This window comes from Corallococcus sp. CA053C (genome assembly GCF_003611675.1).
In the GTDB taxonomy this organism is placed as follows: domain Bacteria; phylum Myxococcota; class Myxococcia; order Myxococcales; family Myxococcaceae; genus Corallococcus.
The window spans coordinates 1-21,089 of the sequence record NZ_RAWA01000079.1; the positions used below are offsets into that span (position 1 = coordinate 1).

21 protein-coding genes are annotated in these 21,089 nt (G+C 70.9%); 9 read left to right on the forward strand and 12 right to left on the reverse strand.

Annotated elements, in window-relative coordinates; genetic code table 11:
• Window positions 1-1,276, reverse strand: a 1,276-nt coding sequence (locus tag D7V97_RS13530) for a serine/threonine-protein kinase (protein WP_147444806.1), incomplete at its 3' end; no start/stop codon positions are given.
• A complete protein-coding gene (gene hemL / locus D7V97_RS13535) occupies window positions 1,260-2,555 on the reverse strand; it encodes a glutamate-1-semialdehyde 2,1-aminomutase (protein ID WP_120611040.1) in 1,296 nt (431 codons plus the stop codon). The genes hemL and D7V97_RS13530, both read right to left, overlap by 17 nt.
• Window positions 2,556-2,754: 199 nt before the next feature.
• Here hemL and D7V97_RS13540 point away from each other — a divergent pair, with 199 nt between their 5' ends.
• The 6 genes from D7V97_RS13540 to D7V97_RS13565 all read left to right on the forward strand — a co-directional run bounded on the left by D7V97_RS13540 (window position 2,755) and on the right by D7V97_RS13565 (window position 10,389).
• A complete protein-coding gene (locus D7V97_RS13540; RefSeq protein WP_120611041.1) occupies window positions 2,755-3,777 on the forward strand; it encodes a helix-turn-helix domain-containing protein in 1,023 nt (340 codons plus the stop codon).
• Complete coding sequence (locus D7V97_RS13545; protein ID WP_158623357.1) at window positions 3,767-4,630, forward strand: nucleotidyl transferase AbiEii/AbiGii toxin family protein; 864 nt, start codon at window positions 3,767-3,769, stop codon at window positions 4,628-4,630. Before D7V97_RS13540 ends, D7V97_RS13545 begins: the two co-directional genes overlap by 11 nt.
• 8 nt (window positions 4,631-4,638) lie before the next feature.
• Window positions 4,639-5,028 carry a lactoylglutathione lyase gene (gene gloA / locus D7V97_RS13550; protein WP_120611065.1) on the forward strand — a complete coding sequence of 130 codons (390 nt, stop codon included), beginning with the start codon at window positions 4,639-4,641 and terminating at the stop codon, window positions 5,026-5,028.
• A gap of 114 nt (window positions 5,029-5,142) precedes the next feature.
• Window positions 5,143-7,896, forward strand: a complete 2,754-nt coding sequence (locus D7V97_RS13555) for a beta-propeller fold lactonase family protein (RefSeq protein WP_120611043.1) — start codon at window positions 5,143-5,145, stop codon at window positions 7,894-7,896.
• Window positions 7,897-8,131: 235 nt separating this feature from the next.
• Window positions 8,132-9,460: a magnesium transporter gene (gene mgtE, locus D7V97_RS13560; protein WP_120611044.1), complete on the forward strand. Its 1,329-nt coding sequence runs from the start codon at window positions 8,132-8,134 to the stop codon at window positions 9,458-9,460.
• An 11-nt stretch (window positions 9,461-9,471) separates the two neighbouring features.
• A complete protein-coding gene (locus D7V97_RS13565) occupies window positions 9,472-10,389 on the forward strand; it encodes a hypothetical protein (RefSeq protein ID WP_120611045.1) in 918 nt (305 codons plus the stop codon).
• A 6-nt stretch (window positions 10,390-10,395) separates the two neighbouring features.
• Here D7V97_RS13565 and D7V97_RS13570 read toward each other — a convergent pair whose 3' ends face one another.
• The 3 genes from D7V97_RS13570 to D7V97_RS13580 form a co-directional block, all read right to left on the reverse strand.
• A complete protein-coding gene (locus D7V97_RS13570) occupies window positions 10,396-11,145 on the reverse strand; it encodes an SDR family NAD(P)-dependent oxidoreductase (RefSeq protein WP_120611046.1) in 750 nt (249 codons plus the stop codon).
• Between the two features lie 116 nt (window positions 11,146-11,261).
• The gene (locus D7V97_RS13575; protein ID WP_233582750.1) at window positions 11,262-12,182 is read right to left on the reverse strand and encodes a tetratricopeptide repeat protein; all 921 of its coding nucleotides are present in this window, start codon (window positions 12,180-12,182) and stop codon (window positions 11,262-11,264) included.
• The gene (locus D7V97_RS13580; RefSeq protein ID WP_120611048.1) at window positions 12,179-12,433 is read right to left on the reverse strand and encodes a hypothetical protein; all 255 of its coding nucleotides are present in this window, start codon (window positions 12,431-12,433) and stop codon (window positions 12,179-12,181) included. The genes D7V97_RS13575 and D7V97_RS13580 overlap by 4 nt, the downstream gene beginning before the upstream one ends.
• A gap of 174 nt (window positions 12,434-12,607) precedes the next feature.
• Between D7V97_RS13580 and D7V97_RS13585 the strand changes: the two genes are divergently transcribed.
• Complete coding sequence (locus D7V97_RS13585) at window positions 12,608-13,435, forward strand: SDR family NAD(P)-dependent oxidoreductase (RefSeq protein ID WP_120611049.1); 828 nt, start codon at window positions 12,608-12,610, stop codon at window positions 13,433-13,435.
• A 28-nt stretch (window positions 13,436-13,463) separates the two neighbouring features.
• On the opposite strand, the gene D7V97_RS13590 is transcribed toward D7V97_RS13585, so the two are convergent.
• The 6 genes from D7V97_RS13590 to lspA (D7V97_RS13615) all read right to left on the reverse strand — a co-directional run bounded on the left by D7V97_RS13590 (window position 13,464) and on the right by lspA (D7V97_RS13615) (window position 18,215).
• Window positions 13,464-13,823, reverse strand: a complete 360-nt coding sequence (locus D7V97_RS13590; protein WP_233582752.1) for a hypothetical protein — start codon at window positions 13,821-13,823, stop codon at window positions 13,464-13,466.
• Window positions 13,824-13,996: 173 nt separating this feature from the next.
• Window positions 13,997-14,521, reverse strand: a complete 525-nt coding sequence (locus D7V97_RS13595; protein WP_120611051.1) for an HAD family hydrolase — start codon at window positions 14,519-14,521, stop codon at window positions 13,997-13,999.
• A 10-nt stretch (window positions 14,522-14,531) separates the two neighbouring features.
• Window positions 14,532-15,530: an MXAN_5187 C-terminal domain-containing protein gene (locus tag D7V97_RS13600; protein ID WP_120611052.1), complete on the reverse strand. Its 999-nt coding sequence runs from the start codon at window positions 15,528-15,530 to the stop codon at window positions 14,532-14,534.
• Window positions 15,531-15,569: 39 nt separating this feature from the next.
• A complete protein-coding gene (locus D7V97_RS13605) occupies window positions 15,570-16,871 on the reverse strand; it encodes a prolipoprotein diacylglyceryl transferase (protein WP_120611053.1) in 1,302 nt (433 codons plus the stop codon).
• 73 nt (window positions 16,872-16,944) lie between these two features.
• Window positions 16,945-17,553, reverse strand: coding sequence for a signal peptidase II (gene lspA / locus D7V97_RS13610; protein WP_120611054.1), 609 nt, complete (start codon window positions 17,551-17,553; stop codon window positions 16,945-16,947).
• A gap of 32 nt (window positions 17,554-17,585) precedes the next feature.
• Window positions 17,586-18,215 (reverse strand): signal peptidase II, encoded by a 630-nt coding sequence (lspA, locus tag D7V97_RS13615; protein ID WP_120611055.1) that lies wholly within the window; start codon window positions 18,213-18,215, stop codon window positions 17,586-17,588.
• A 138-nt stretch (window positions 18,216-18,353) separates the two neighbouring features.
• On the opposite strand from lspA (D7V97_RS13615), the gene D7V97_RS13620 reads away from it, so the two are divergent.
• Window positions 18,354-18,704, forward strand: a complete 351-nt coding sequence (locus D7V97_RS13620; protein WP_233582754.1) for a hypothetical protein — start codon at window positions 18,354-18,356, stop codon at window positions 18,702-18,704.
• A 55-nt stretch (window positions 18,705-18,759) separates the two neighbouring features.
• Here the strand turns inward: D7V97_RS13620 and D7V97_RS13625 are convergent, their stop codons facing one another.
• Window positions 18,760-20,133 carry an endonuclease/exonuclease/phosphatase family protein gene (locus D7V97_RS13625; RefSeq protein ID WP_233582756.1) on the reverse strand — a complete coding sequence of 458 codons (1,374 nt, stop codon included), beginning with the start codon at window positions 20,131-20,133 and terminating at the stop codon, window positions 18,760-18,762.
• Between the two features lie 194 nt (window positions 20,134-20,327).
• On the opposite strand from D7V97_RS13625, the gene D7V97_RS13630 reads away from it, so the two are divergent.
• Window positions 20,328-21,086: a Mut7-C RNAse domain-containing protein gene (locus tag D7V97_RS13630; RefSeq protein WP_120611058.1), complete on the forward strand. Its 759-nt coding sequence runs from the start codon at window positions 20,328-20,330 to the stop codon at window positions 21,084-21,086.
• Window positions 21,087-21,089: the final 3 nt, after the last annotated feature.

Genomic DNA, 21,089 nt, shown 5'->3' on the forward strand with positions numbered 1-21,089 from the left:
CCGGAGTCCAGGCCCCATGCGATGACCGTTCCGGCGCGGTGGCCCCCTCCCCGCCCAGGACCGGCACCCAGGCATCCTTCGTCACTTCCTGGTTGTGCAGCCGCACCGGCGGCGCCTTGCGAAACCCGCGCTCCTCCGTGACCGCGCTCGCCGCCTGACGCAACTTCGCCGCGTCCAGCGTCTCCGTCGCGATGTCCTCCTGCGCCTGGAGCGCCTCCGCTTCATCCAGCGCTGGCTCCTGGGGCGCGCGCACTGACGGGAACTCCTGGCGCGTGCTCACGCGCTCCGGCTGCTCGCGCAACAGGTTGTCCACCATCTGCTGCTCGACGACCTTCTCGCGCGGGAAGGCCGCGGACATCAGCCGCACCAGGTCCTGATCCGTCACGCCCGGCGTCAGCTTCTCCTTCAGCGCCGCCAGCGCCTCGCCCATCGCCGCCGCGGAAGGGAACCGGTCATTCGGTTCGGCCGCCAGCGCGCGCACCAGGAACGCGTCCACCGCGCGCGGCAGGTCCGCCCGGTAGCGCCCCGCCGGCTCCCACTGCGGATACGCCGCGCGCCGCCAGCGCTCCAGCGGATCCCCCCGCTGGGACAGCGGCTTCCACGCGAACATCTCCCACAGCACCACGCCCGCCGCGTACACGTCCGCGCGCCGGTCCACCGTGCGCTTGCGGGCCTGCTCCGGCGCCATGTACGTGAGGTTGCCAATCACCACGCGCGGCGCGGTCTGCTGCTCCTTCAGCGTGGACTGCGCCGCGCCGAAGTCGATGATCTTCACCTCGCCCGCGTAGCTCACGCACACGTTCGCGGGGGACAGGTCGCGGTGCACCAGGTGCAGCGGGTGCCCCTGCTCGTCCGTCGCGTCGTGCGCGTACTGGAGGCCCTCGCACAGCCGCTGCCCCAACTGGAGCAGCGGCCCCAGGGGCATCATCCGCTGGCGCTGCCGCAGCCGGTACGCCAGCCGGCTGAGCGTCTTGCCCTGCACGTACTCCATGGCGAGGAAGAGCTGCCCGTCCACCTCGCCCATCGCGTACACGCGCGCGATGTTCGGGTGCGTCAGCCGCACCACCACGCGCGCCTCGTCGCGGAAGCGCCCCACGAACTGCCGGTTCTCCAGGAGCCCCGGCAGCACCTTCTTCACCACCACGGCGCGGTGCACGCCCTCCTCGCGCGCGAGGAAGACCTCCCCCATCCCGCCCGCGCCAATGCGGCGCACGAGCGTGTAGGGACCGAAGCGCAGCGGCCCCTTCAGGGGCTCGGGCTCAACGGGCGTCGCCAAGCGCGCGGAACGCCTTGCGGGCCGCGGCGAGCACGTGCGCCACCTCCGGCTCGCCGATGGCCAGCGACACGAACGCCGCCTCGAACTGGCTGGGCGGCAGGTACACGCCTTCGTGCAGCATCGCGTGGAAGAAGCGCCCGAACTTCGCCGTGTCCGCCTTCTTCGCGGACGCGTAGTCGAACACCGGCTCCGCCGTGAAGAACACCGTGAGCATGCTGCCCACGCGGTTCACCGTCACCGGCACGCCCGCCGCCTTCGCCTCCGCGCGGAAGCCCTCCTCCAGCAGCAGGCCCAGCTGCTCCAGCCGCGAGTACGTCCCCGGCGCCGCGAGCGCCTTCAGGCACGCCATGCCCGCCGCCACCGCCACCGGGTTCCCGGACAGCGTGCCGGACTGGTACACGGGCCCCTCCGGCGCCACCTTGGACATGATGTCGCGCCGGCCGCCGTACGCGCCCAGCGGCAGGCCGCCGCCCACCACCTTCGCCATCGTGGTGAGGTCCGGCTTGAGCTTGTACAGCTCCTGCGCGCCGCCGCGCGCCAGCCGGAAGCCCGTCATCACCTCATCCAGCACGAAGAGCACGCCGTACTTCTGGCAGAGCGCCTGCAACCCTTCGAGGTAGCCGGGACGGGGCACCAGCACGCCCATGTTGCCCACCACCGGCTCGATGATGGCGCAGGCGATGTCCTTGCCCTGCTCCTCGAAGATGCGCTCCACCGCGGCCAGGTCGTTGAAGGGCGCGGTGAGCGTCAGCGCCGCCAGCGCCGCCGGCACGCCCGGCGAGTCCGGCAGGCCCAGCGTCTCCACGCCGCTGCCGGCCTTCACGAGGAACGGGTCCCCCGCGCCGTGGAAGCAGCCCTCGAACTTGAGGATGTGCTCGCGGCCGGTGAAGCCCCGCGCCACGCGGACGGCGGCCACGGTGGCCTCCGTGCCGCTGGAGACCAGGCGCACCTTCTCCACCGAAGGCACCGTGGCGCAGAGCAGCTCCGCGAACTCCACCTCCGCGGCCGTGGGCGCGCCGAAGGTGGTGCCGCGCCGCGCGGCCTCCAGGATGGCTTCGATGATGGGCGGATACGCGTGCCCGAGGATGAGCGGGCCCCAGCTGCCCACGAGGTCCACGTAGCGGTTGCCGTCCACGTCGGTGAGCCACGCGCCGGAGCCTTCGCGGAAGAAGACGGGGTCGCCACCCACGCCACGGAAGGCGCGCACGGGAGAGTTCACGCCACCCGGGATGCGCGACTGCGCACGGGCGAAGAGGGCCTGGCTTTGAGCGTGTTTCATGCCGGGTTCCATAGCACGCGCCGGGCGCCGCTCCCTGCCCCGCGTGGCCCCCCGGTGTCGCCTTTCCACCCCGCGGCGGATGCCTGCCCGCACGGCGACGGACCGCCCCATCCGAGGACGCCATTTCCCTGGCCCTCCATTCAGCATTTTCGTCTACAAGCGTCCTTCACTGTTAAATGAAGAAGCCCTGGGAGCGAAAATGCCTGCCGTGTTCCATCTGCCCGCGCGGCTGATTCCCTGGCTGCCCCCTCAACCCTGGCTCCAGGTGCGCAGTGCCACACGGCCCGTGCTCCGGATGGGGGAGCGAGAGGTCCGCCTCCGGCTGCTGGAGGCCCCCTCGAAACTCAGCGCCGACCAGCTCCCGGCCTTGTTGAACCTGGGCGCGATCGCGAAGGACGCGGGCCCTGCGATCCCCCTGCTCGTGGGCGCGTTTCTCAGCCAGCGCATCCGCGAGGCGCTGGAAGCACGGGATGCGAGCTACCTGGACGCGAGCGGGCACCTTCATCTGGTCGCGCCGGGCGTCTTCATCCACCTGGGCGGGGGACGCTCGGCACCAAACGTGAAGCAGCCTGGACAGGGCACCCTGGGCGTTCACGGTGTCCGGGCCATCCAGACCCTGCTCGGGGAACAGGCCCCCGTCTCGGTTTCCCAACTGGCCGAGCGCGCCGCCCTCTCCGTGGGACAGACGCACAGGGTCCTCACCCGGCTCGAGGAGGTGGGGCTGGTTCGGACCAGCGGCAGGGGTCCCGCGAAACGACGCACCGTCCGCGAGCGCACCGAGCTACTCGACTGGCTCCAGACACAGACCAGCGCCACGCGCAGGGAGCGGTCCTTGCAAGTGGCCCTCTATGCACGCCGTCCCGAGGACCTCTGGTTGCACTCCAGCACGAAACTGAGCAAGGCAGGCATTCCTCACGCACTCACGGGCGCCGCCGCCGCCAGCGTGTTTGGCATTGGCCCCACGAGCGTCCCCCTGTCGCGCGTCCGCATCTCGCCCGAGGTGCCCTTGAGTCAGGCGGCAGAGGCCCTGGGCGCGGAGGTGACCGAGCGCGGAGCGAACCTCACGCTGTTGCAGGATACGGGCAGGGTCGGCTGCCAGTCGGCCACCCACCAGGACGGCATCCTCGTCGCGCCACCGGTCCGCATCTACCTGGATGCCCGCTCCGAGCGGCGGGGCGAGGACATCGCGCAGCGGTTCCGCGAGGAGGTCCTTGGCTACTGAGGGCAGACATCTGGGCGAGTACGACCCTTCGGTCCGGTCCGCGCTGCTGGCGGAGGCCGTGCACGTCGTCCGTGCGTTCGGCTTCGCGGGCGCGCACGTCGTCATCATCGGCGGCCTCGTCCCCTCCCTGCTCGTGCCGGAGCCCGAGTCCGGCATCGAGCCGCACATCGGCACGCAGGATCTCGACCTCTGTCTGCGCGTCGCACTCGTGGAGGGCGAGGTGGGCCACTACGAGCGACTGGAGCGCACCTTGAAGGCGGCGGGCTTCACCATGGACTCCCATTCCAGCTGGCGCTGGAAGGGAGGCGTCACGCACCCGCTCACGGTGGAGTTCTTCTGCGCGCTCGCCCCGGGACGTGAGGCCGGCAGGTTGTACCGGCCCGGTGGCGTGGTGGGAGGAAGGCTCTCCGCGTTGGTCCTGGCCGCCGGCAGGCTCATCGACCGGGACTTCCTGGAGAAGGAGGTCGTCGTCGTTCTGCCCGGAGGAGGAGGCAGGACACGTCAGCGGCTCAGGGTCGCGGGGCCCGCCGCCTACCTCGCGGCCAAGGTGGACGCGCTACGGAAGCGCCCCAAGAACAAGGACGCCTACGACATCGTCTGGCTCATCGAATCGTGGCCCGGAGGTCAGGCCGGGCTCGCACCCGTCATCCAGGCAAGCCCCATCCACGACGACCCGGACTTCCAACAAGCCCTGGTCGCGCTGGCACAGGAGTTCGAGGACCTCGACGCGGCGGGCGCGCGAAAGTACGCCCGCTTCGTGGCCTCCCCAGGTGTCGATCCTGATCACTCCGCCCGACGCGCCAGCGGCGCCGTGAAGCTGTTGCTGGCCGAGCTCGCGGCCCTGCGGCTATGACCCTCCGCATGCGAATCCTCCACACCATGCTCCGCGTCGGCGACCTGGAGAAGTCGCTCGACTTCTACACCCGCGTCCTCGGCATGACGCTGCTGCGCCGGCACGACTACCCGGAGGGGCGGTTCACCCTTGCCTTCGTCGGCTACGGCCCCGAGGACGCCCACCCCGCGCTGGAGCTCACCCACAACTGGGACACGGCGAAGTACGAGCCAGGCACCGCCTACGGCCACATCGCCCTGGGCGTCAGCGACATCCACGCCACCGCCAACGCCATCCGCCAGGCCGGCGGCAAGGTCGTCCGCGAACCCGGCCCCATGAAGCACGGCACCACCGTCATCGCCTTCGTCGAAGACCCGGACGGCTACAAGGTCGAGCTCATCCAGCAGAAGGCCGCCTGACCCGCACCCTTCTCCGCTTTTCCGGAAAAAGCCCCGCAACCTTCCGCGGGGCTCCGGGTTCGACGGGGGACGCCCCGGTGTCCCCCGTCGTCCCCGAGAAGAAGTGGAGAGTCCATGCGTGTCATCCGTCTGGCCATGGCGGCGCTGCTGCCATGTCTCGTGTCGTCCGGCTCCGCGCTCGCGCAGACCGGCGGCACGTTCGTCAACTGGGAGCACCCGCACGTCCACCCGCTGGAGCTGACGCCTGACGGCACCCGGCTGCTGGCGGTCAACACCGCTGACAACCGGCTGCTCGTCTTCACCGTGTCCGGGAGCGGCGACCCGGTGCTCACCGCTTCGCTCCCGGTGGGCCTGGACCCCGTGTCCGTGCGCGCGCGCAGCAACACCGAGGCGTGGGTCGTCAACCACGTCTCCGACAGCATCAGCATCGTGGACCTCACCACCTTCAACGTGAAGGCCACCGTCCCCACCGACGACGAGCCCGCGGACGTCGTCTTCGCCGGCACGCCCCGGAAGGCCTTCGTCTCCTGCTCGCAGGCCAACACCGTGCTGGTGATGGATGCCGCCAACCCGCTCGCCGCCACGCCCACGCGCATCCCCCTCCAGGGCGAGGAGCCCCGCGCGCTCGCCGTGGATCCCTCCAGCAGCCGCGTGTACGTGGCCTTCTTCGAGTCCGGCAACCGCAGCACCGTGCTGGGCGGCGGCAACGCCATGGGCCCCGGCGCCTTTCCTCCCAACGTGGTGAGCAACAGCGTGGGCCCCCACGGCGGCGCCAACCCGCCCCCCAACGCGGGCAGCGCCTTCCAGCCGCCCATGAAGCCCGGCAACCCCACGCCGCCCCCCGTCAGCCTCATCGTGAAGAAGGGCGCGCTCGGGCGCTGGAAGGATGACAACGGCGGCGACTGGACCGCCTTCGTCTCCGGCTCCAACGCGGCCCTCTCCGGACGCCCCGTGGGCTGGGACCTGCCCGACAACGACCTGGCCTCCATCGACGCCGCCACGCTCGGCGTCACCTACGCCTCCGGCCTGATGGCCCATGACATGGCGCTCGCCGTGCACCCCACCTCCGGCCGCATCACCGTGGTGGGCACCGACGCCACCAACGAGGTGCGCTTCGAGCCCAACCTCCAGGGCCGCTTCTTGCGCGTCCTGGCCGCGACCGTGGACCCCGCGAACCCCACCGCGCCGAACCGCTTCGACCTCAATCCGCACCTGACGTACACCACCGCCACCGTGCCCCAGGCCGTGCGCGACCTGTCGCTCGGCGACCCGCGCGGCATCGCGTGGAACGCGGCCGGCACGCGCGCGTACATCACCGGCATGGGCTCCAACTCCGTCGCGGTGGTGGACGCCACCGGCGCGCGCGTCACCCAGCTCACCGTGGGCGAGGGCCCCACCGGCGTCGTCCTGGACGCCACCGGCGCGCGCCTGTTCGTGCTCGACAAGTTCGCCGCCGCCCTCTCCGTGGTGAACACCACCACGAACCTGGAGGTGGCGCGCGTGCCCTTCTTCGACCCGTCCCCGCTCGCCATCAAGCAGGGCCGCAAGCACCTGTACGACACGCACAAGACCTCCGGCCTGGGCCACATCGCGTGCGCGTCCTGCCACCTGGACGCGCGCACGGACGGCCTCGCGTGGGACCTGGGAGACCCGGCCGGCGACATGAAGTCCCCCACCGGGCAGAACCTGGGCATGGGCCTTGTCGCCCTCGGCACGAGCTTCCAGGACTGGCACGCGATGAAGGGGCCCATGACGACCCAGACGCTCCAGGACATCATCGGCAAGGAGCCCCTGCACTGGCGCGGCGACCGCGAAGGCATCGAGGCCTTCAACCCCGCCTTCCAGTCCCTCAACGGCGACGACGCGCAGCTCACCGCGGTGGAGATGCAGCAGTTCGAGGACTTCCTCGCCACGCTCACCTTCCCGCCCAATCCCTATCGCAACCTGGACAACTCGCTGCCCACGCGCGTGGCCCTCCCCGGCCACTTCACCACCGGCCGCTTCGGCCCCGCGGGCCTGCCCCTGCCGGATGGAAACGCGGTGCGCGGCCTGAACCTCTTCCGGCCCCCGAGGCTGCTCGACAACAACCTGGCGGCCTGCTCCACCTGCCACACGCTGCCCACGGGCCTGGGCGCGGACATGTCGTGGAACGGCTCGCGCTACGTGCCCTTCCCGGTGGGCCCCAACGGCGAGCACCACCTGGGCCTCGTCTCCATGGATGGCTTCACCAACGTGACGATGAAGGTGCCCCAGCTGCGCAACCTCTACGAGAAGGGGATGAACCTCACGCAGACGCGGAGCACGTCCGGCTTCGGCGTCATCCACGACGGCAGCGTGGACACCCTGGAGCGCTTCTTCTCCGAGCCCGTGTTCGCCTTCCAGAGCGACCAGGAGCTGGCGGACGTGGTGGCCTTCATGCTGGCCTTCTCCGGTTCGGAGCTGCCCACGGGCTCCACCACCACCCCCATGGAGCCGCCCGGCCCGGCGAGCCAGGACACGCACGCGGCCGTGGGCCAGCAGCTCACGCTCACCACCTCCAGCCCCACCGCCGCGCAGCTGGCCCGCCTGAGCGCCGTCCTCACCCTGGCGGACGCGGGCAAGGTGGGCCTGGTGGTGAAGGGCCGGCAGGGCGGACAGGCCCGGGGCTACACCTACGTGGGCGGCGGCACCTTCCAGTCCGACCGCGCCGCCCAGACCGTGAGCGCCTCGCTCCTGCGCACGCTGGCCGCCCCCGGCAGCGAGCTGACCTACACCGTGGTGCCCCGGGGGACCGAGCGCCGCATCGGCATCGACCGGGACGAGGACGGCGCGTTCGACCAGGACGAGTTGGACCACGGCACCCGGCCGGACGACCCCGCCAGTCACTGAAACAATCGGGTCGCAAGCCAGGCAGGCGGAGAAGGCAGACAGGACCCAGGGCCCCGGGCCGCGACGCGAAGGCCCCGGGCTCCCAGTGGGGGGTGCTGGACGGACCAGGCAGGCGGGCGAAGTTTCAGGGCGATGTTTCGCGCCTTCCGCTCGCCGCGCCCCCGACGGGGGTGTAGAGAGGCCGGCGCGCCGCGCATCGCAAGCGCGCACCCTCCCCTTTCCGAGGCACGTCGTCATGGTGGAGAGTCCCCAGAGCCAGAACGCGTTGTCCCCCGATGAGCTTCACGAGGCCTGGGCCGTGCTGTCCATGGACGAGCGCGTGGAAGGCTTCCGCCTGCTGCCCCCAGCGGCGGTGGACGACTTCTTCCTGGGCCTGTCCGCGCGCGAGCAGGCCGAGCTCATCCTCACCCTGCCCCCGGGCGAGCGCCGCACCTGGGTGCGCCTGCTGCCCCCGGACGACCTCGCCGACCTCGTCCAGGCGGTGGAGCCCGAGCAGGTGGACGCCATCCTGTCGCAGCTGGACGACGCCAGCCGCCGCGAGGTGAACGTCCTGCTCGCGTACGCGGAGGACGACGCCGGCGGTCTGATGAACCCGCGCTTCGCCCGCGTGCGCCCGGAGATGAGCATCGACGAGGCCATCGGCTACCTGCGCAAGCAGGCGCGCGAGCGGGTGGAGACCGTCTATTACGCCTACGTGCTGGACGCCGAGCAGCGCCTGCAGGGCGTGCTGTCCCTGCGCCAGCTCTTCCAGGCCGCGCCGGACAAGCGCGTGGCGGACGTCATGCAACGCGATGTCATCACCGTGGCGGAGAACACCGACCAGGAAGCGGTCAGCCGCACCTTCTCCGAACACAGCTTCATGGCCATGCCCGTGGTGGACGAGGCGCGGCGCATGAAGGGCATCGTCACGGTGGACGACATCGTGGACGTGGTGCAGGAGGAGGCCACGGAGGACATCCAGAAGGTCGGCGGTATGGAGGCCCTCGACGCGCCGTACTTCGACGTCGGCTTCCTCGCCATGCTCAAGAAGCGCGCCGGCTGGCTGATGGTGCTCTTCCTGGGCGAGATGCTCACCGCCACCGCGATGGGCTACTTCGAGCATGAGATCGCCCGCGCCGTCGTCCTGAGCCTCTTCATCCCACTCATCATCAGCTCCGGCGGCAACTCCGGCAGCCAGGCCACCACGCTCATCATCCGCGCGCTCGCGCTGTCGGAGATGCGGCTCAAGGACTGGTGGCGCGTCGCAAGGCGAGAATTGGGCACGGGGCTGGCCCTGGGCACGGTGCTGGGCGTCGTGGGCTTCGTCCGCGTCATCGTGTGGCAGGCGCTCTTCCACAGCTACGGGGACCACGCGGTCGTCATCGGCCTCACCGTGGGCGTGTCGCTGGTGGGCGTGGTGATGTTCGGCACGCTGTCCGGCTCCATGCTGCCGTTCATCCTGCGGCGCGTGGGCTTCGACCCCGCGAGCGCGTCCGCGCCCTTCGTGGCCACGCTGGTGGACGTGTCCGGACTCGTCATCTACTTCACCGCGGCGAGCCTCTTCCTGCGCGGCAGCCTGCTGTAGGAGTCCGCCCGATGATTGTCACCACGCTCCGGCGCACGCTCACCCTCGCCGCGGCGCCGGGCCAGCCCGCGCACGTCTCCGCCGCCAGTGGGCTCGTGCGCGTGGGCGACTGGCTCTACGTCGTCGCGGACGACGCGCTCCACCTGGCCATCTTCCCCGCCACCGGGGACGCGCCGGGCCACACCGTGCGCCTCTTCCCGGGCGAGCTGCCGGAAGGCCACGCGGCCCGCAAGGCGGCGAAGCCGGACCTGGAGGCGCTGTGCCGGCTGGGCCCGTCCACGGCCTTCGCGCACGGCGCGCTGCTCGCGCTGCCCTCGGGGTCCACGCCCGCGCGGCGCCGGGCCTCGGTGCTGCCCTTGAGCGCGGACGGCACGCTCGCGGGCCCGCCCCGCACGGTGGACTGCACGGCGCTGTACGTCCAACTGGAGCGCGAGCTGGTGGCGCTCAATGTCGAAGGCGCGGCGGTGACGGGCAAGCGGCTGCGGCTGCTCAACCGGGGCAACGGCGTGGGCGGCGTGGACGCGCTGGTGGACCTGGACCTGGACCGCGTACTGGTGGGCGTGGACGGAGGCATGCTGGGCCCGGAGGCCGTGCGCACCGTGCGCCGGTGGGAGCTGGGTGAGGCGAACGGCGTCCGGCTGTCCTTCACGGACGCCTCCGCGTTGCCGGATGGACGGATGGTGTTCACCGCCACCGCCGAGGACTCCCAGGACCGCGTGGCGGATGGCCCCGTGAAGGGCTCCGCGGTGGGCGTGCTCGCGCCGGATGGCACCCCGGTGTACCTGGACGCGGTGGACGCGGCGCTCAAGCTGGAGGGCGTGGACGTGCGCGTGGAGGGCGGACGCATCCACCTGCTGCTGGTGGCGGACGCGGACGACCCGTCGGTGCCCGCGCCGCTCCTGGACGCCGTGCTGCCCGTGCCGGCCTGAAGGCCCTCAGGCCTGGCGCTTCACCGGCAGCGGGCCGAAGGACTGCGCCACCGGCATCATCGAGATGACGTTGATGTTCACGTGCGCGGGGCGCGAGGCCACCCAGTGCACCGTGTCCGCGATGTCCTCCGGCGTGAGCGGCTGCATGTTCGCGTACAGCGCCGCGGCGCGGGCGTCATCGCCCCGGAAGCGCACGTTGGAGAACTCCGTGCCGCCCACGATGCCCGGCTCGATGTCCGTCACGCGCACCGACGTGCCGTGCAGGTCCGCGCGCAGGTTGAGGCTGAACTGGTGCACGAACGCCTTCGTCGCGCCGTACACGTTGCCGCCCGGATAGGGGAACTCCGCCGCGACGGAGCCGAGGTTGATGACGTGGCCCCGGTCGCGCGCCACCATGCCCGGCAGCGCCGCGCGCGTGCAGTACAGGAGGCCCTTGACGTTGGTGTCCACCATCACGTCCCAGTCCTCCAGCCGCGCCGCCTGCGCCGGATCCAACCCCAGCGCGAGCCCCGCGTTGTTCACCAGCACGTCCACCTGCGCGAAGTCCGCGGGCAGCGACTCGAAGGCCTTCTGCACGGCCTCGCGGTCCGTCACGTCCAGCACCACCGGGAGGACCCGCTCTCCCAGCTCCGCCTTGAGCGCGTCCAACCGCTCGCCCCGGCGCCCGGTGGCGATGACGCGCGCGCCTTCCTTCACGAAGCGGCGGACCACGGCCAGCCCCACGCCCGCGGTGGCCCCTGTCACCAGCACGTTCATGTGATTCCTCCCACGAAAAGGAGCACGGCCCCGGCTTGCGCACGGAGCGCGGCCCGGCCGTTACATGGCATGCGAGGAGGGCGGGCGCACGCGAATGCGCCCGGGCGTGCGGGAGGTCAGTCCCCGCGGTCGTTGGAGGCTTCCTCGGCGGAGCCACCCATGGCCTCCACGGAGGTGCGCGCCTGCTTCGTGCGGTCGAAGGCCACTTCCTTCTTGCCGATGCCTTCGGGCGTGTTGTTCGCCAGCCGGCGGCGCGCCCGCGCGATGGCGTCCTGCACGAGCGTCGGATCCGGGTGCGTCTTCAGCGTCTCCACCCAGGTCTCGATGGCCTTCTCGTTGTCGCCCGCGTCCGCGCGCAGCTTGCCCATCTCGAAGAGGGCGTGCGGCGCCAGCTCCGAGTCCGGGAAGCGAGCGCGCAGGTCCGCGTAGGTGCGCAGCGCTTCCTGGCGCTTGCCTTCCACCATGGCCAGCGCCTGCGCCTGGAGGAAGAGGGCGTCATCCACGTAGGCGCTCGCGGCGAAGCGCTCCGGGAGCTTCTTCGCCTCCAGCTCGCACTGCGGATAGTCCGCCAGCTCGAAGTAGAGCTTGGCCACCTGGTACTGGAGCTCCGCGCTCTGCGGCGGGTTGCGGTGCAGCGCGGCGGTGAGCTGATCAATGGAGCCGCGCAGGTCGCGGTAGTGCACCCGCAGCAGCTCCGCGAGGATGATGCGCGCCTCCAGCGCCTCCGGGGACTCGGGGCACTGCTGGATGAGCTGGCGGTAGACGGACACCGCCTCCTTCACCTTGCGCTGCTCCAACCAGTACACGTCCGCGGCGCCCTTGAGGGCCCGGGCGCGCATCACCAGCGCCTCCGGGGACTCGTCGCGCAGCAGCATGTCGTACGCCTTGCGGTACTCCACCAGCGCTTCGTCCGGACGCTTCTCGAAGATGGCGTCGCGCGCGCGCTGCATGTGGTCCACCGGCTTGTCGCGGCAGCCGGTGACGGCGAGCGCCCCCACGGCGAGCGTGAACATCCACCGCCGGGCTTGAGGCCTCATTCGCACGACTCCGGGATGAGGCGCACGCAGCGGGTCTCGTCGCAGCGCACGCACTCACGCTCGGAGGAGACGTCGGTGACGCACACGGAGACGCGCGAGGTCCGGGGGCAGTCCTCGGACGTGACGCAACGGTAGAGGCTCCCGTCGGTGCGGGTGATGTCCACCGACGTGGAGCCGCAGGACTCCAGGTTGTTGCATCCCAGGAGCCCGGCCGCCACGACCGTCACTGCTCCGAACCAGGCGCGTTGCACGGTCCGGGTTCTAGCCAACTTCCGACCCGGGGTCACGAATCGTGCGCCCGTCTGCCCGCCCGCAAGCCCTGAACCCGACGGGTCGCGCCAGGGGCACATGGCCACCGGTTCGCCGGCCGTGCTAGCCCTGTCGCGTCATGACGTCCCACCCTGCCCTCCAGGAGCCTTGAAATCATGAGCCTTCCCTCACGTCCTCGCGCCGTGGTGACCGGAGCCGGCAGCGGCCTGGGCCGCGCGCTGTGTGAAGCCCTGGCCGCCCGTCAGGCGAGGGTGCTGGTGTCGGACATGGACCCCGCCACCGCCGCGGAGACCGCCCGCCGCGTCACCGCGCTGGGTGGCGAGGCGCGCGTGCACCCGTGCGACGTCACCGACGCGGCGTCGGTGGAAGCGCTCGCGCGCGCCGCGGACGAAGCGTTCGGCGGCGTGGACCTGCTCGTCAACAACGCGGGCGTCGGCGCCGCGGGGGCCATTGGCGAGATGCCGCTCGCGGAGTGGCGGCGCGTGATGGACGTGAACCTGTGGGGCGTCATCCACGGCTGCCACGCCTTCGTGCCCCGCATGCGCAAGCAGGGCTCCGGACACGTGCTCAACATCGCCTCCCTCGCGGGGCTGGTGTTCGCGCCGCACCTGGGCGCCTACAACACGACCAAGGCCGCCGTCGTCGCGCTGTCGGAGACGCTCTACGCGGAGCTGCACCCGCTGGGGCTGGGCGTCACGGTGGCGTGTCCCTCGTTCTTCCGCACGAACATCGCCGCCGCCGCGCGCTACTCCGACCCGGCCATGAAGGGCATGGGCGCGAAGCTGGTGGATGGTGCGAAGTGGGGACCGGAGTGGGTGGCCGCGCGGCTGCTCACGGCGGTGGACCAGGGCGCGCCGCACGTGCTGCCCATGGCGGATGCACGCTGGTTCTGGCGCCTGCGCCGGTGGCTGCCGGGTTTGACCCTCCGGGGCATCATCGAAGTGGAGAAGCGCTATCGCAAGCGCGCCGCGCGTCAGCCCTGAGAGGGCCCGCGGCGGTCACCCGCAGCGCTCAATTATTGCGATGCGAGGGCGCCGTGCCGGACGTGAGGACGGACGCCATCGAGTTGCGCTGTTTGACGGTGCGGGCCTTCTGGTCCTGCTTGTCCAGGTGCTTCATCATCGCGGCGAGGTGGGCATCGGACACCTTGCACTGGATGGCGCTCACCTCCTGGTGACGCCGCCCCAGCTCGTTCCACATCGCCAGCCGACCCTGGCTTCCCATCAGCCGGTCTTCCACCGCGTCCAGGGCCTGGTCCATCTGCTTGCCCTCGGCCTCCAGCACCGCGAGCCGCGCTTCGGAGTCCTCGGGAGACTGTCCGCACCCGGTGGAGACGACGAGTCCCAGCACCGCTGTCAGTCCGAGCACCATCCGCCGCATCCCCACCGTCGCCTCCCAGGTGTCTCGGGCCGTCCACCGACCGTCAGGCAGCGCAAGGTAGGGACGGCCTCCGGGAGCGACAACCTGCACTCACGGCGGGGGCAACCAGGTTTTCAGCAGCGAACGTTTGGGGAACTTTCCAGCCCCACCGGTTTGACGATGCGTCAGAAGGGCCCTGGAGCAGCACGCGTGCGGTGCTTCAGGATGAACTCACACACCTCGCGCGCGGCGCCGAAGCCGGCGGCGCGCTGGGCCACGTAGTGCACCTGGGCACGCACCTCGTCCGGGGCCTCGGGCACGGTGGCGGAGAAGCCCACCGCGTTGAGCAGCGGCAGGTCCACCACTTCGTCGCCCATGTAGCCGCAGTGCTCGGCGGACACGTTGAGGATGCCGAGCAGCTTCTCGAAGTGCGCCACCTTGTCGTTGCTGCCGAAGTGCACGTGGCGCAAGCCCAGCGACTGCATCCGCATCTGCGCGGAGAGGCTGTCACCGCCGGAGATGGCGGCCACTTCGATGCCCGCCTCCTGCAGCCGCTTGATGCCCATGCCGTCGCGCACGCTGTACATCTGCGTCCAGCCGGAGTTGGGCACCCAGAAGATGCGGCCGTCGGTGAGCGTGCCGTCGATGTCGAAGATCATCACCGACAGGCGCGCCACCCGCGCCTTGAGGGATTCCAGGTCCTGGTTCATCGCGCGTCCCCTACTTGGGCACGGCCTTGAGCGAGGCCTTGCCGTCCTTGATGACGACCTTGAACTCGACGGCCTTCGCGTTGTGCTGCTTGAGCAGCTCCGGCACCTGCTTGCGCAGCGTGGCCGCCACCGACTCGTAGGACAGCTTGGACGTGTCCTCCTGGCAGCGGCGCTTCGCGGTGACGTAGGCGTCGTAGACCGCGCGCAGCTTGTCGTCGGACATGCCGGCGCCGGGACTGGCCGCGGCGGGACGCGGTGCGTTCGGGGCCGCCGCCGCGGGACGTGCGGCGGGGCTTCCCAGCGGAGCGGTGACCGCCGGGATGCCCGGAGCGGCGGACTTCGTGGCCATGCCCGGAGGCACGGCGGGACGCCCCGCGGCGGGCGTACTCCCGACGGCGACGGCCGGCACCGCGGGCAGCTTCGTCGCGCCGGCCACCGCGGGCGTGCCCCGGAACGGCGTGCCCGGAGCAGCCGCCACGGCGGGCTCGTTCACCGGACGGGCAGGGACCTTGGGCTCGTTGATGGGGCGCCGGCCCGTCAGCTCTTCAATCTCCTCGATCTCCATGTCGGAGATCTCCTCCGGCAGCTCCACCACGTCCTGGCGGCGCTCACCCGACGCCTCGGGCTTCTTCTGGGCCTGGGAGCGGCGGCGGGCCTTGGCCAGGTCGCGGTGGTAGGTGCCGGCTTCGATCTCCTGGATCGTCCGCATCCACAGCCGCTCGTACGTGAGGAACTTGTTGTGGAGGCTCTGCACGCGGAACTTCACCGACGTGCTGCGCACGAAGGCGCTCTTGAGCTTCAGCATCCGCTTCTTCAAATCCTCGTGCGCGCGGATGGGCGCCTGCCGCTCCATGCCCAGGAAGTACTGCTCATAGGTGTGGCGCAGCTCCGCGATCTCCGACTCCAGCGCCTCACACTCGTGGAGGGCGGCTTCGCTGGAAGAGCTGGCATCCTGCGCGGGCCGGGCCCCACCTTTGGCGGCGGGGCGGGCGTTGTCGGGCGGCGGCATGTCCCTGGAGTGTCCTCAACCCGGGCGCGGCTCGCAACCTCAGGCCGCCGACGGGGTCGGTCCCAGGCCTGGCGCCTCACCCACCGGCCGGTGGCGCCCCAGCAGCACCGCACCAAAGGTGAACATGCACAGGGAGATGAACTGGCTGGTGGACACGTTGTACCAGGCCTCCAGGGGCACCGCCCCGGCCAGCCCCTGGGCCCCCAGCGACTCCAGCAGGCCGTGCAGGGTGCCGCGCTCCAGGTCCCCCCGGAACAGCTCCACCGTGGTGCGCAGGACGGCGTAGGCCATCAGCCAGAGGGCGAAGATGTGCCCGTGGAAGCGGCGGAAGCGGCGCGCGTACAGCAGCGCGACGAAGAGCACCAGCTGCCCCACGGACTCGAAGAGCTGCGTGGGGTACACCGGCAGCGTGGTGCCGTGCAGGGCCACCCAGTCGGAGATGCGCACCGCGCCCGGCGCCGCCTCGTGGAGCACCTGCCCTGTCGCCTCGATGACGAAGCGGGAGTCCTCCGCCTGCGACCCGTACGCCAGGCTGGGCGCGCGCCCCCACTGGCCGAACAGGTCCTTCACCACGCCGGAGCCCGGGAACATCACCCCGGTGTGCGAGTGGCTGCCCGCCATGTCCCCCCAGCAGCAGCCGGCGGAGAAGCAGCCCAGGCGCCCCAGGCACTGGCCCAGCGACACGGTGGGGATGCACACGTCCGCCAGCCGCAGGAAGTCCATGTCGTGCTTGCGCGCGAAGAGGTACGCCGCCAGCCCCGCGCCGATGAGGCCGCCGTAGAACACCAGCCCGCCGCCCAGCGAGAACACCTGGGTCCAGTCGCGCGCGTAGTCCTGCCAGTTCACCATCACGAACAGCACGCGGCTGCCCACGAGGCCGCCGATGAGCACCCAGAACGCCAGGTCGACGAGCTGCTCGCGCCGCTTCGGCCCCTCCGTGTCCACGAAGCCCTGGCCCTCCACGAAGGTCACCCGGCGCCACTCGTCCTGCGCGAGCCGGCCCGCGACCGTCGCCGCGCAGATGAAGCCCGTGGCCAGGAGCACGCCGTAGGTGTGCACCGGGAGGCCCTCGCCCTTGCCTCCGGGGAAGGCGTCTTCGGGCAGCATGTACTTCAGGCCGAAGTACGCCAGCACCGCGCCCACCAGGGTGAGGCTCCCCGCGCGCTGCAGCTTGTCCTGGAGCGACGCGGGCCCGGCCTTGCCGGACTTCGGATCCACCGGCCCCATCGCGCCGCGCCAGCCGTTGACGGCGATGGAGGACACCACCCCCACCGCCACGGCGTACAGCAGGAGCTGCATCCAGAGGCTGGTGAAGGCGACGCGGAACAGGACAGGCAGCATGGGGACGACCTCGGCCGGGAAACGGCGGGGACAACCAGGGCGGCCGGGCGGGACATTCCCGGCCGGCCCGGACTCAGGCGCTGGCGGGCGAGGAGGCCGGCTTCTCCTTGCGGACGAAGGCGTCCACCACGAGCATGCCCACGCCGATGCAGATGGCCGCGTCCGCGACGTTGAAGGACGGCCAGGCCGCCTTGTCGTACCAGTGGGCCTCCAGGAAATCGATGACGAAGGCCCGCGCCACCCGGTCGATGTAGTTGCCCAGCGCGCCGCCCAGCACCAGCGGCAGGCCCCACAGCGCCCACACCTCCGCGGGGTCCTTGCCGGACAGCTTCCGGAAGTAGAAGACGATGAGGAACACCGCGCCCAGGCTCACCAGGTGGAAGAGCGGGCCGCGCAGGTGGGGCGGCAGGTCGCGGAACATGCCCCACGCGGCGCCCGGGTTCTCCGCGTAGCGGAGGCGGAAGAAGTCCTCCACCACCTCCACGTGCGTGCGCGGCTGGAAGTGCAGGCCGTAGCGGCCGGGGGCCTCCGCGGGCGAGTACATCGCGCCCAGGCGTTCGGACAGCGTGGAGGCCCCGTCAAAGCGGGTCGTGAGGTCGCGCACCACCAGGTACTTCGTCCACTGGTCGAGCACGATGACGCCCAGCGTGAGGGCGAGGAGGATGATGTATTTGCGCGGCACGGGGACGGCTTATACCAGCCCACCCCGGCGCGTCACGGATGCGGGCTCTGGGTGAGCGACGGGGCGGACACCGGCGCGGGCTGGCGGCCGCGGAACGAGTCCACCAGCATCAGCGCCACGCCCACGCAGATGGCCGCGTCCGCCACGTTGAACGTGGGCCAGCGCATGCCCGGCTGGTTGCGCCAGTGCCAGTCGATGAAGTCGATGACGTAGCCCCGGATGAGCCGGTCCACGAAGTTGCCCAGCGCGCCGCCGGAGATGAGCGCCAGCGCCACGCGCACCGACTTCTGGGACGCGTCCGTGCGGCGGTACAGCACCAGGATGAACCCCAGCGCCGCCAGGCTCACCACGTGGAAGAACGCCTTGCGCACCGGGTCCGGCAGGTTGGAGAACATGCCCCACGCCGCGCCCGGGTTCTCCACGTAGCGGAAGTGCCAGTAGTCCTCGATGAAGCGGTACGGCCGCGTGTTGCGCCGGAACATGCCCTCCGCCGGAGGGTCGTTGTCCAGGTTGCGCTCCTGCATGAAGCCCGCGACGCGCGACAGGCCGTCGCGGCCGTCCAGGGCCTCCGTCAGCCGCGACACGGCCAGGTACTTGGTCACCTGATCCGCCGCCAGCACGGCGAGGACCACCACGAGGAGGAGGCGGAGGGAGGCTTTCATGCGGTGTCCGACCTCTATCCTGCCCCCGGGAGCCCTGACAACCCAGCCCCCCTGACGCCCGCCGGCCCGCCTGCCTCCGGACTCCCGAAGGCCCGGGGTTTCGGGCATGGTGCGCCCATGGCGCCTGTTGAGCCGGACGTGAAACCTTCCACCCCCGACATTGCCCCACCCGAGACCACAACCCCGGCGGCGAAGCCTTCGCTGCTGGCGCGCTTCAAGGCGCTGCTGGTGGACTACGGCCCGCTGGCCATCGCGGTGAACTACGTCATCTTCGGCCTGGTCATCGTGGGCTTCTGGATGGCCATCCGAGCCGGCTTCCAGCCCCAGGGCACCGGGGCGCAGGCGGGCGCGTGGGGCGCGGCCTACGTGGCATCGCAGGTGGTGAGGCCGCTGCGGCTGGCGGCGGTGTTCGTGCTCACGCCGCTCATCGCGCGCATCCCGCCGGTGTCCCGCTTCCTGGAGCGGAACAAGCACAAGTGGAGCTTCTGAAGGCGCGGGCCCGGCCGGGCACCGTGAGGCACCCGGCCGCGGTCGCGTGCGCCCGCTAGAAGTTGGGCGTGAGGAACGTCTTCACGACGCCCATGTGCTGCATGTTGGAGGCGCTGCTGTCGCTCGACTGCGCGGGGGAGATCTCCGAGATGGGCGTGTAGACGCGGCTGTCCAGGACAAGGCCGTTGGCGAAGCTGCTGGCGCCAATCACGGTAGGCACCCGGTACTGGTACAGGTCGTCGTCCACGAGCACGTGGTCATAGGGCTTGGTGCGGCCCGCGTTGGTGCCGTCCTTGCCGTTCTTGTCGACAGGGTGCGGCCCGACGGTGGTCACCACCTGCTTGAAGGTGGTGAGGCAGGACTCGGAGCGGGTGTCGGTGTTGAAGTCGCCGCCGATGGTCAGGTAGTCGCTGGCCGGGACGCCGTCCTGGGAGAACTTGCCCTTGATGAAGGTCACCAGGCTTCCGGCCTCGGCGTTGCGGTCGGTGCCGTTGCTGGTGAGCAGGTGCACGCTGACGGCCCAGAGGTCATGCGGCCCCGGGATGTCGATGCGCGCCCAGGCGAAGTCGCGGTTGGACACCTTGGGGTCCTTCCACTCACCCGACTCGATGATGGGGAAGCGGCTGATGATGCCGTTGGGGATCTGCGCCCCGCCCTCGCGGTAGTACGAGAAGTCCGTGCCGAAGGTCGTGTCCACCATGTCGCGGATGTCCGCCACGGAGTTCGACTTGTAGTTGAACTCCTGGATGAGCACGACGTCGGGCTTCACGCCCTGCATCAACCGAAGGCCGTGCCCTGGATCGTAGGACTGCAAGTTCCCGCTGGTGATGTTGGCCGCCATGATGCGGAGCTGCGTGTAGCCAGCATCCGAGTCCGAGCCCGCATCCGGAGTGCCCGCGTCGACGGGGGAGCCCGCGTCGACCTCGGAGCCCGCGTCTGCTTCGGAGCCCGCGTCGATGGAGGAGCCCGCGTCGACCTCGGAGCCCGCGTCCACCGTGCTGCCTGCATCGACGCTGTCGAAGGGGCCCGCGTCGGGGGAAGGGCCCGCGTCGCCCGTGCCGGCATCCGCGCGTCGCTGACACTCCTCGACGGACAGGCAATAGCCCACGTCCTGGTTCGGGTGGGCCACACAGCAGAAGGTGTTCGGCTGCTTGCAGGGGGTCAGGTCGCTGCAGATGTCCGCGCAGAAGTCCCCTTTGGGGATCTCCGTGGAGACGCAGGAGGCGCTCGTCCCGCACGTGCCCGCGTCAAGCGCGGACGCCGGATCACACGAGGTCCAGGCCCCCGCGTCCGTGCCCGCGTCGCCCTGGGACCCGGCATCCGCGGACGTCCCAGGCCCCGGAGGCGGCGTGGGCGATTCATCCGGGCCGCAGGCGAGCACCAGGACACCGAGCGCCACGAACGCGCGGAGAAAGGGGGGGAGCCTCATGGACATACGTGGACCTGAATCCTTGCTTCCGAGGGGGACGAGGGGGTGACCTGTCGGCTTCGGCGCGCCGACTGGCGCGCGATTATAGAAGTTTCCAAGCCTGCTGTCCTCCGACAGACCGTGAGGTTGCTTCCTCTCCCATTCACAGAAGCCGAGAACCCGACCACGACGCAGCACGACGTGAGGAGTCCAGGATGTCACCACGGCAGCTGACGGTGCGGTTCCACGGCGCACTGAATGACTTCCTCGCTCCGGAGCGCCGGGGACAGGCGTTCACTCACGTGCTGCAGGGCAGTCCGTCGGTGAAGGACCTCATCGAGTCGTTGGGGCCGCCGCACCCGGAGGTGGACGTGGTGCTGGTGGACGACGTGCCGGTGGGCTTCGCGCACCGGGCGCAGGCGGACACGCGGCTCGACGTCTACCCCACGTTCGAGGCGCCGCAGGTGTCGCCGGAGGCCCGCGTGGGACCGCCGCTCCCGGACATGCCGCGCTTCGTGTTGGACGTGGGCCTGGGGCGGCTGTCGGGGTTCCTGCGGATGCTCGGCTTCGACACCCTGTGGCGCAACGACTTCGCGGACGACCACCTGGCGCGCCTGTCGCACGACGAGACGCGGGTGCTGCTCACGAGGGACCTGGGAGTCCTCAAGCGTTCGGAGGTGGAGCACGGCTACTACCCGCGCGCCACGGATCCCGCGGATCAGCTGGTGGAGGTGGTGCGCCGCTACCGGCTGACCTCCCGCATGCGCCCCTTCTCCCGCTGCATGGCCTGCAACGCGCAGCTGTCCACGGCGACCCCGGACGAAGTGCAGGGCCGCGTCCCCGAAGGCGTCACCGAACGCCACACCCACTTCCACCAGTGCCCCGGCTGCCAGCGCGTCTTCTGGCCCGGCACACATCACCAACGCATGCAGGCCCTGGTGGACACGCTGCGCGGGCTGGAACAGCAGGGCTGAGCC

What these genes read in the sequence shown, in the direction of transcription:
- hemL (WP_120611040.1), bottom strand. Translation starts at nt 2,555, where the DNA reads ATGAAACACGCTCAAAGCCAGGCCCTCTTCGCCCGTGCGCAGTCGCGC.
- D7V97_RS13540 (WP_120611041.1), top strand. Translation starts at nt 2,755, where the DNA reads ATGCCTGCCGTGTTCCATCTGCCCGCGCGGCTGATTCCCTGGCTGCCC.
- gloA (WP_120611065.1), top strand. Translation starts at nt 4,639, where the DNA reads ATGCGAATCCTCCACACCATGCTCCGCGTCGGCGACCTGGAGAAGTCG.
- D7V97_RS13555 (WP_120611043.1), top strand. Translation starts at nt 5,143, where the DNA reads ATGCGTGTCATCCGTCTGGCCATGGCGGCGCTGCTGCCATGTCTCGTG.
- mgtE (WP_120611044.1), top strand. Translation starts at nt 8,132, where the DNA reads ATGGTGGAGAGTCCCCAGAGCCAGAACGCGTTGTCCCCCGATGAGCTT.
- D7V97_RS13565 (WP_120611045.1), top strand. Translation starts at nt 9,472, where the DNA reads ATGATTGTCACCACGCTCCGGCGCACGCTCACCCTCGCCGCGGCGCCG.
- D7V97_RS13570 (WP_120611046.1), bottom strand. Translation starts at nt 11,145, where the DNA reads ATGAACGTGCTGGTGACAGGGGCCACCGCGGGCGTGGGGCTGGCCGTG.
- D7V97_RS13575 (WP_233582750.1), bottom strand. Translation starts at nt 12,182, where the DNA reads ATGAGGCCTCAAGCCCGGCGGTGGATGTTCACGCTCGCCGTGGGGGCG.
- D7V97_RS13585 (WP_120611049.1), top strand. Translation starts at nt 12,608, where the DNA reads ATGAGCCTTCCCTCACGTCCTCGCGCCGTGGTGACCGGAGCCGGCAGC.
- D7V97_RS13590 (WP_233582752.1), bottom strand. Translation starts at nt 13,823, where the DNA reads ATGGTGCTCGGACTGACAGCGGTGCTGGGACTCGTCGTCTCCACCGGG.
- D7V97_RS13595 (WP_120611051.1), bottom strand. Translation starts at nt 14,521, where the DNA reads ATGAACCAGGACCTGGAATCCCTCAAGGCGCGGGTGGCGCGCCTGTCG.
- D7V97_RS13600 (WP_120611052.1), bottom strand. Translation starts at nt 15,530, where the DNA reads ATGCCGCCGCCCGACAACGCCCGCCCCGCCGCCAAAGGTGGGGCCCGG.
- D7V97_RS13605 (WP_120611053.1), bottom strand. Translation starts at nt 16,871, where the DNA reads ATGCTGCCTGTCCTGTTCCGCGTCGCCTTCACCAGCCTCTGGATGCAG.
- lspA (WP_120611055.1), bottom strand. Translation starts at nt 18,215, where the DNA reads ATGAAAGCCTCCCTCCGCCTCCTCCTCGTGGTGGTCCTCGCCGTGCTG.
- D7V97_RS13625 (WP_233582756.1), bottom strand. Translation starts at nt 20,133, where the DNA reads ATGAGGCTCCCCCCCTTTCTCCGCGCGTTCGTGGCGCTCGGTGTCCTG.
- D7V97_RS13630 (WP_120611058.1), top strand. Translation starts at nt 20,328, where the DNA reads ATGTCACCACGGCAGCTGACGGTGCGGTTCCACGGCGCACTGAATGAC.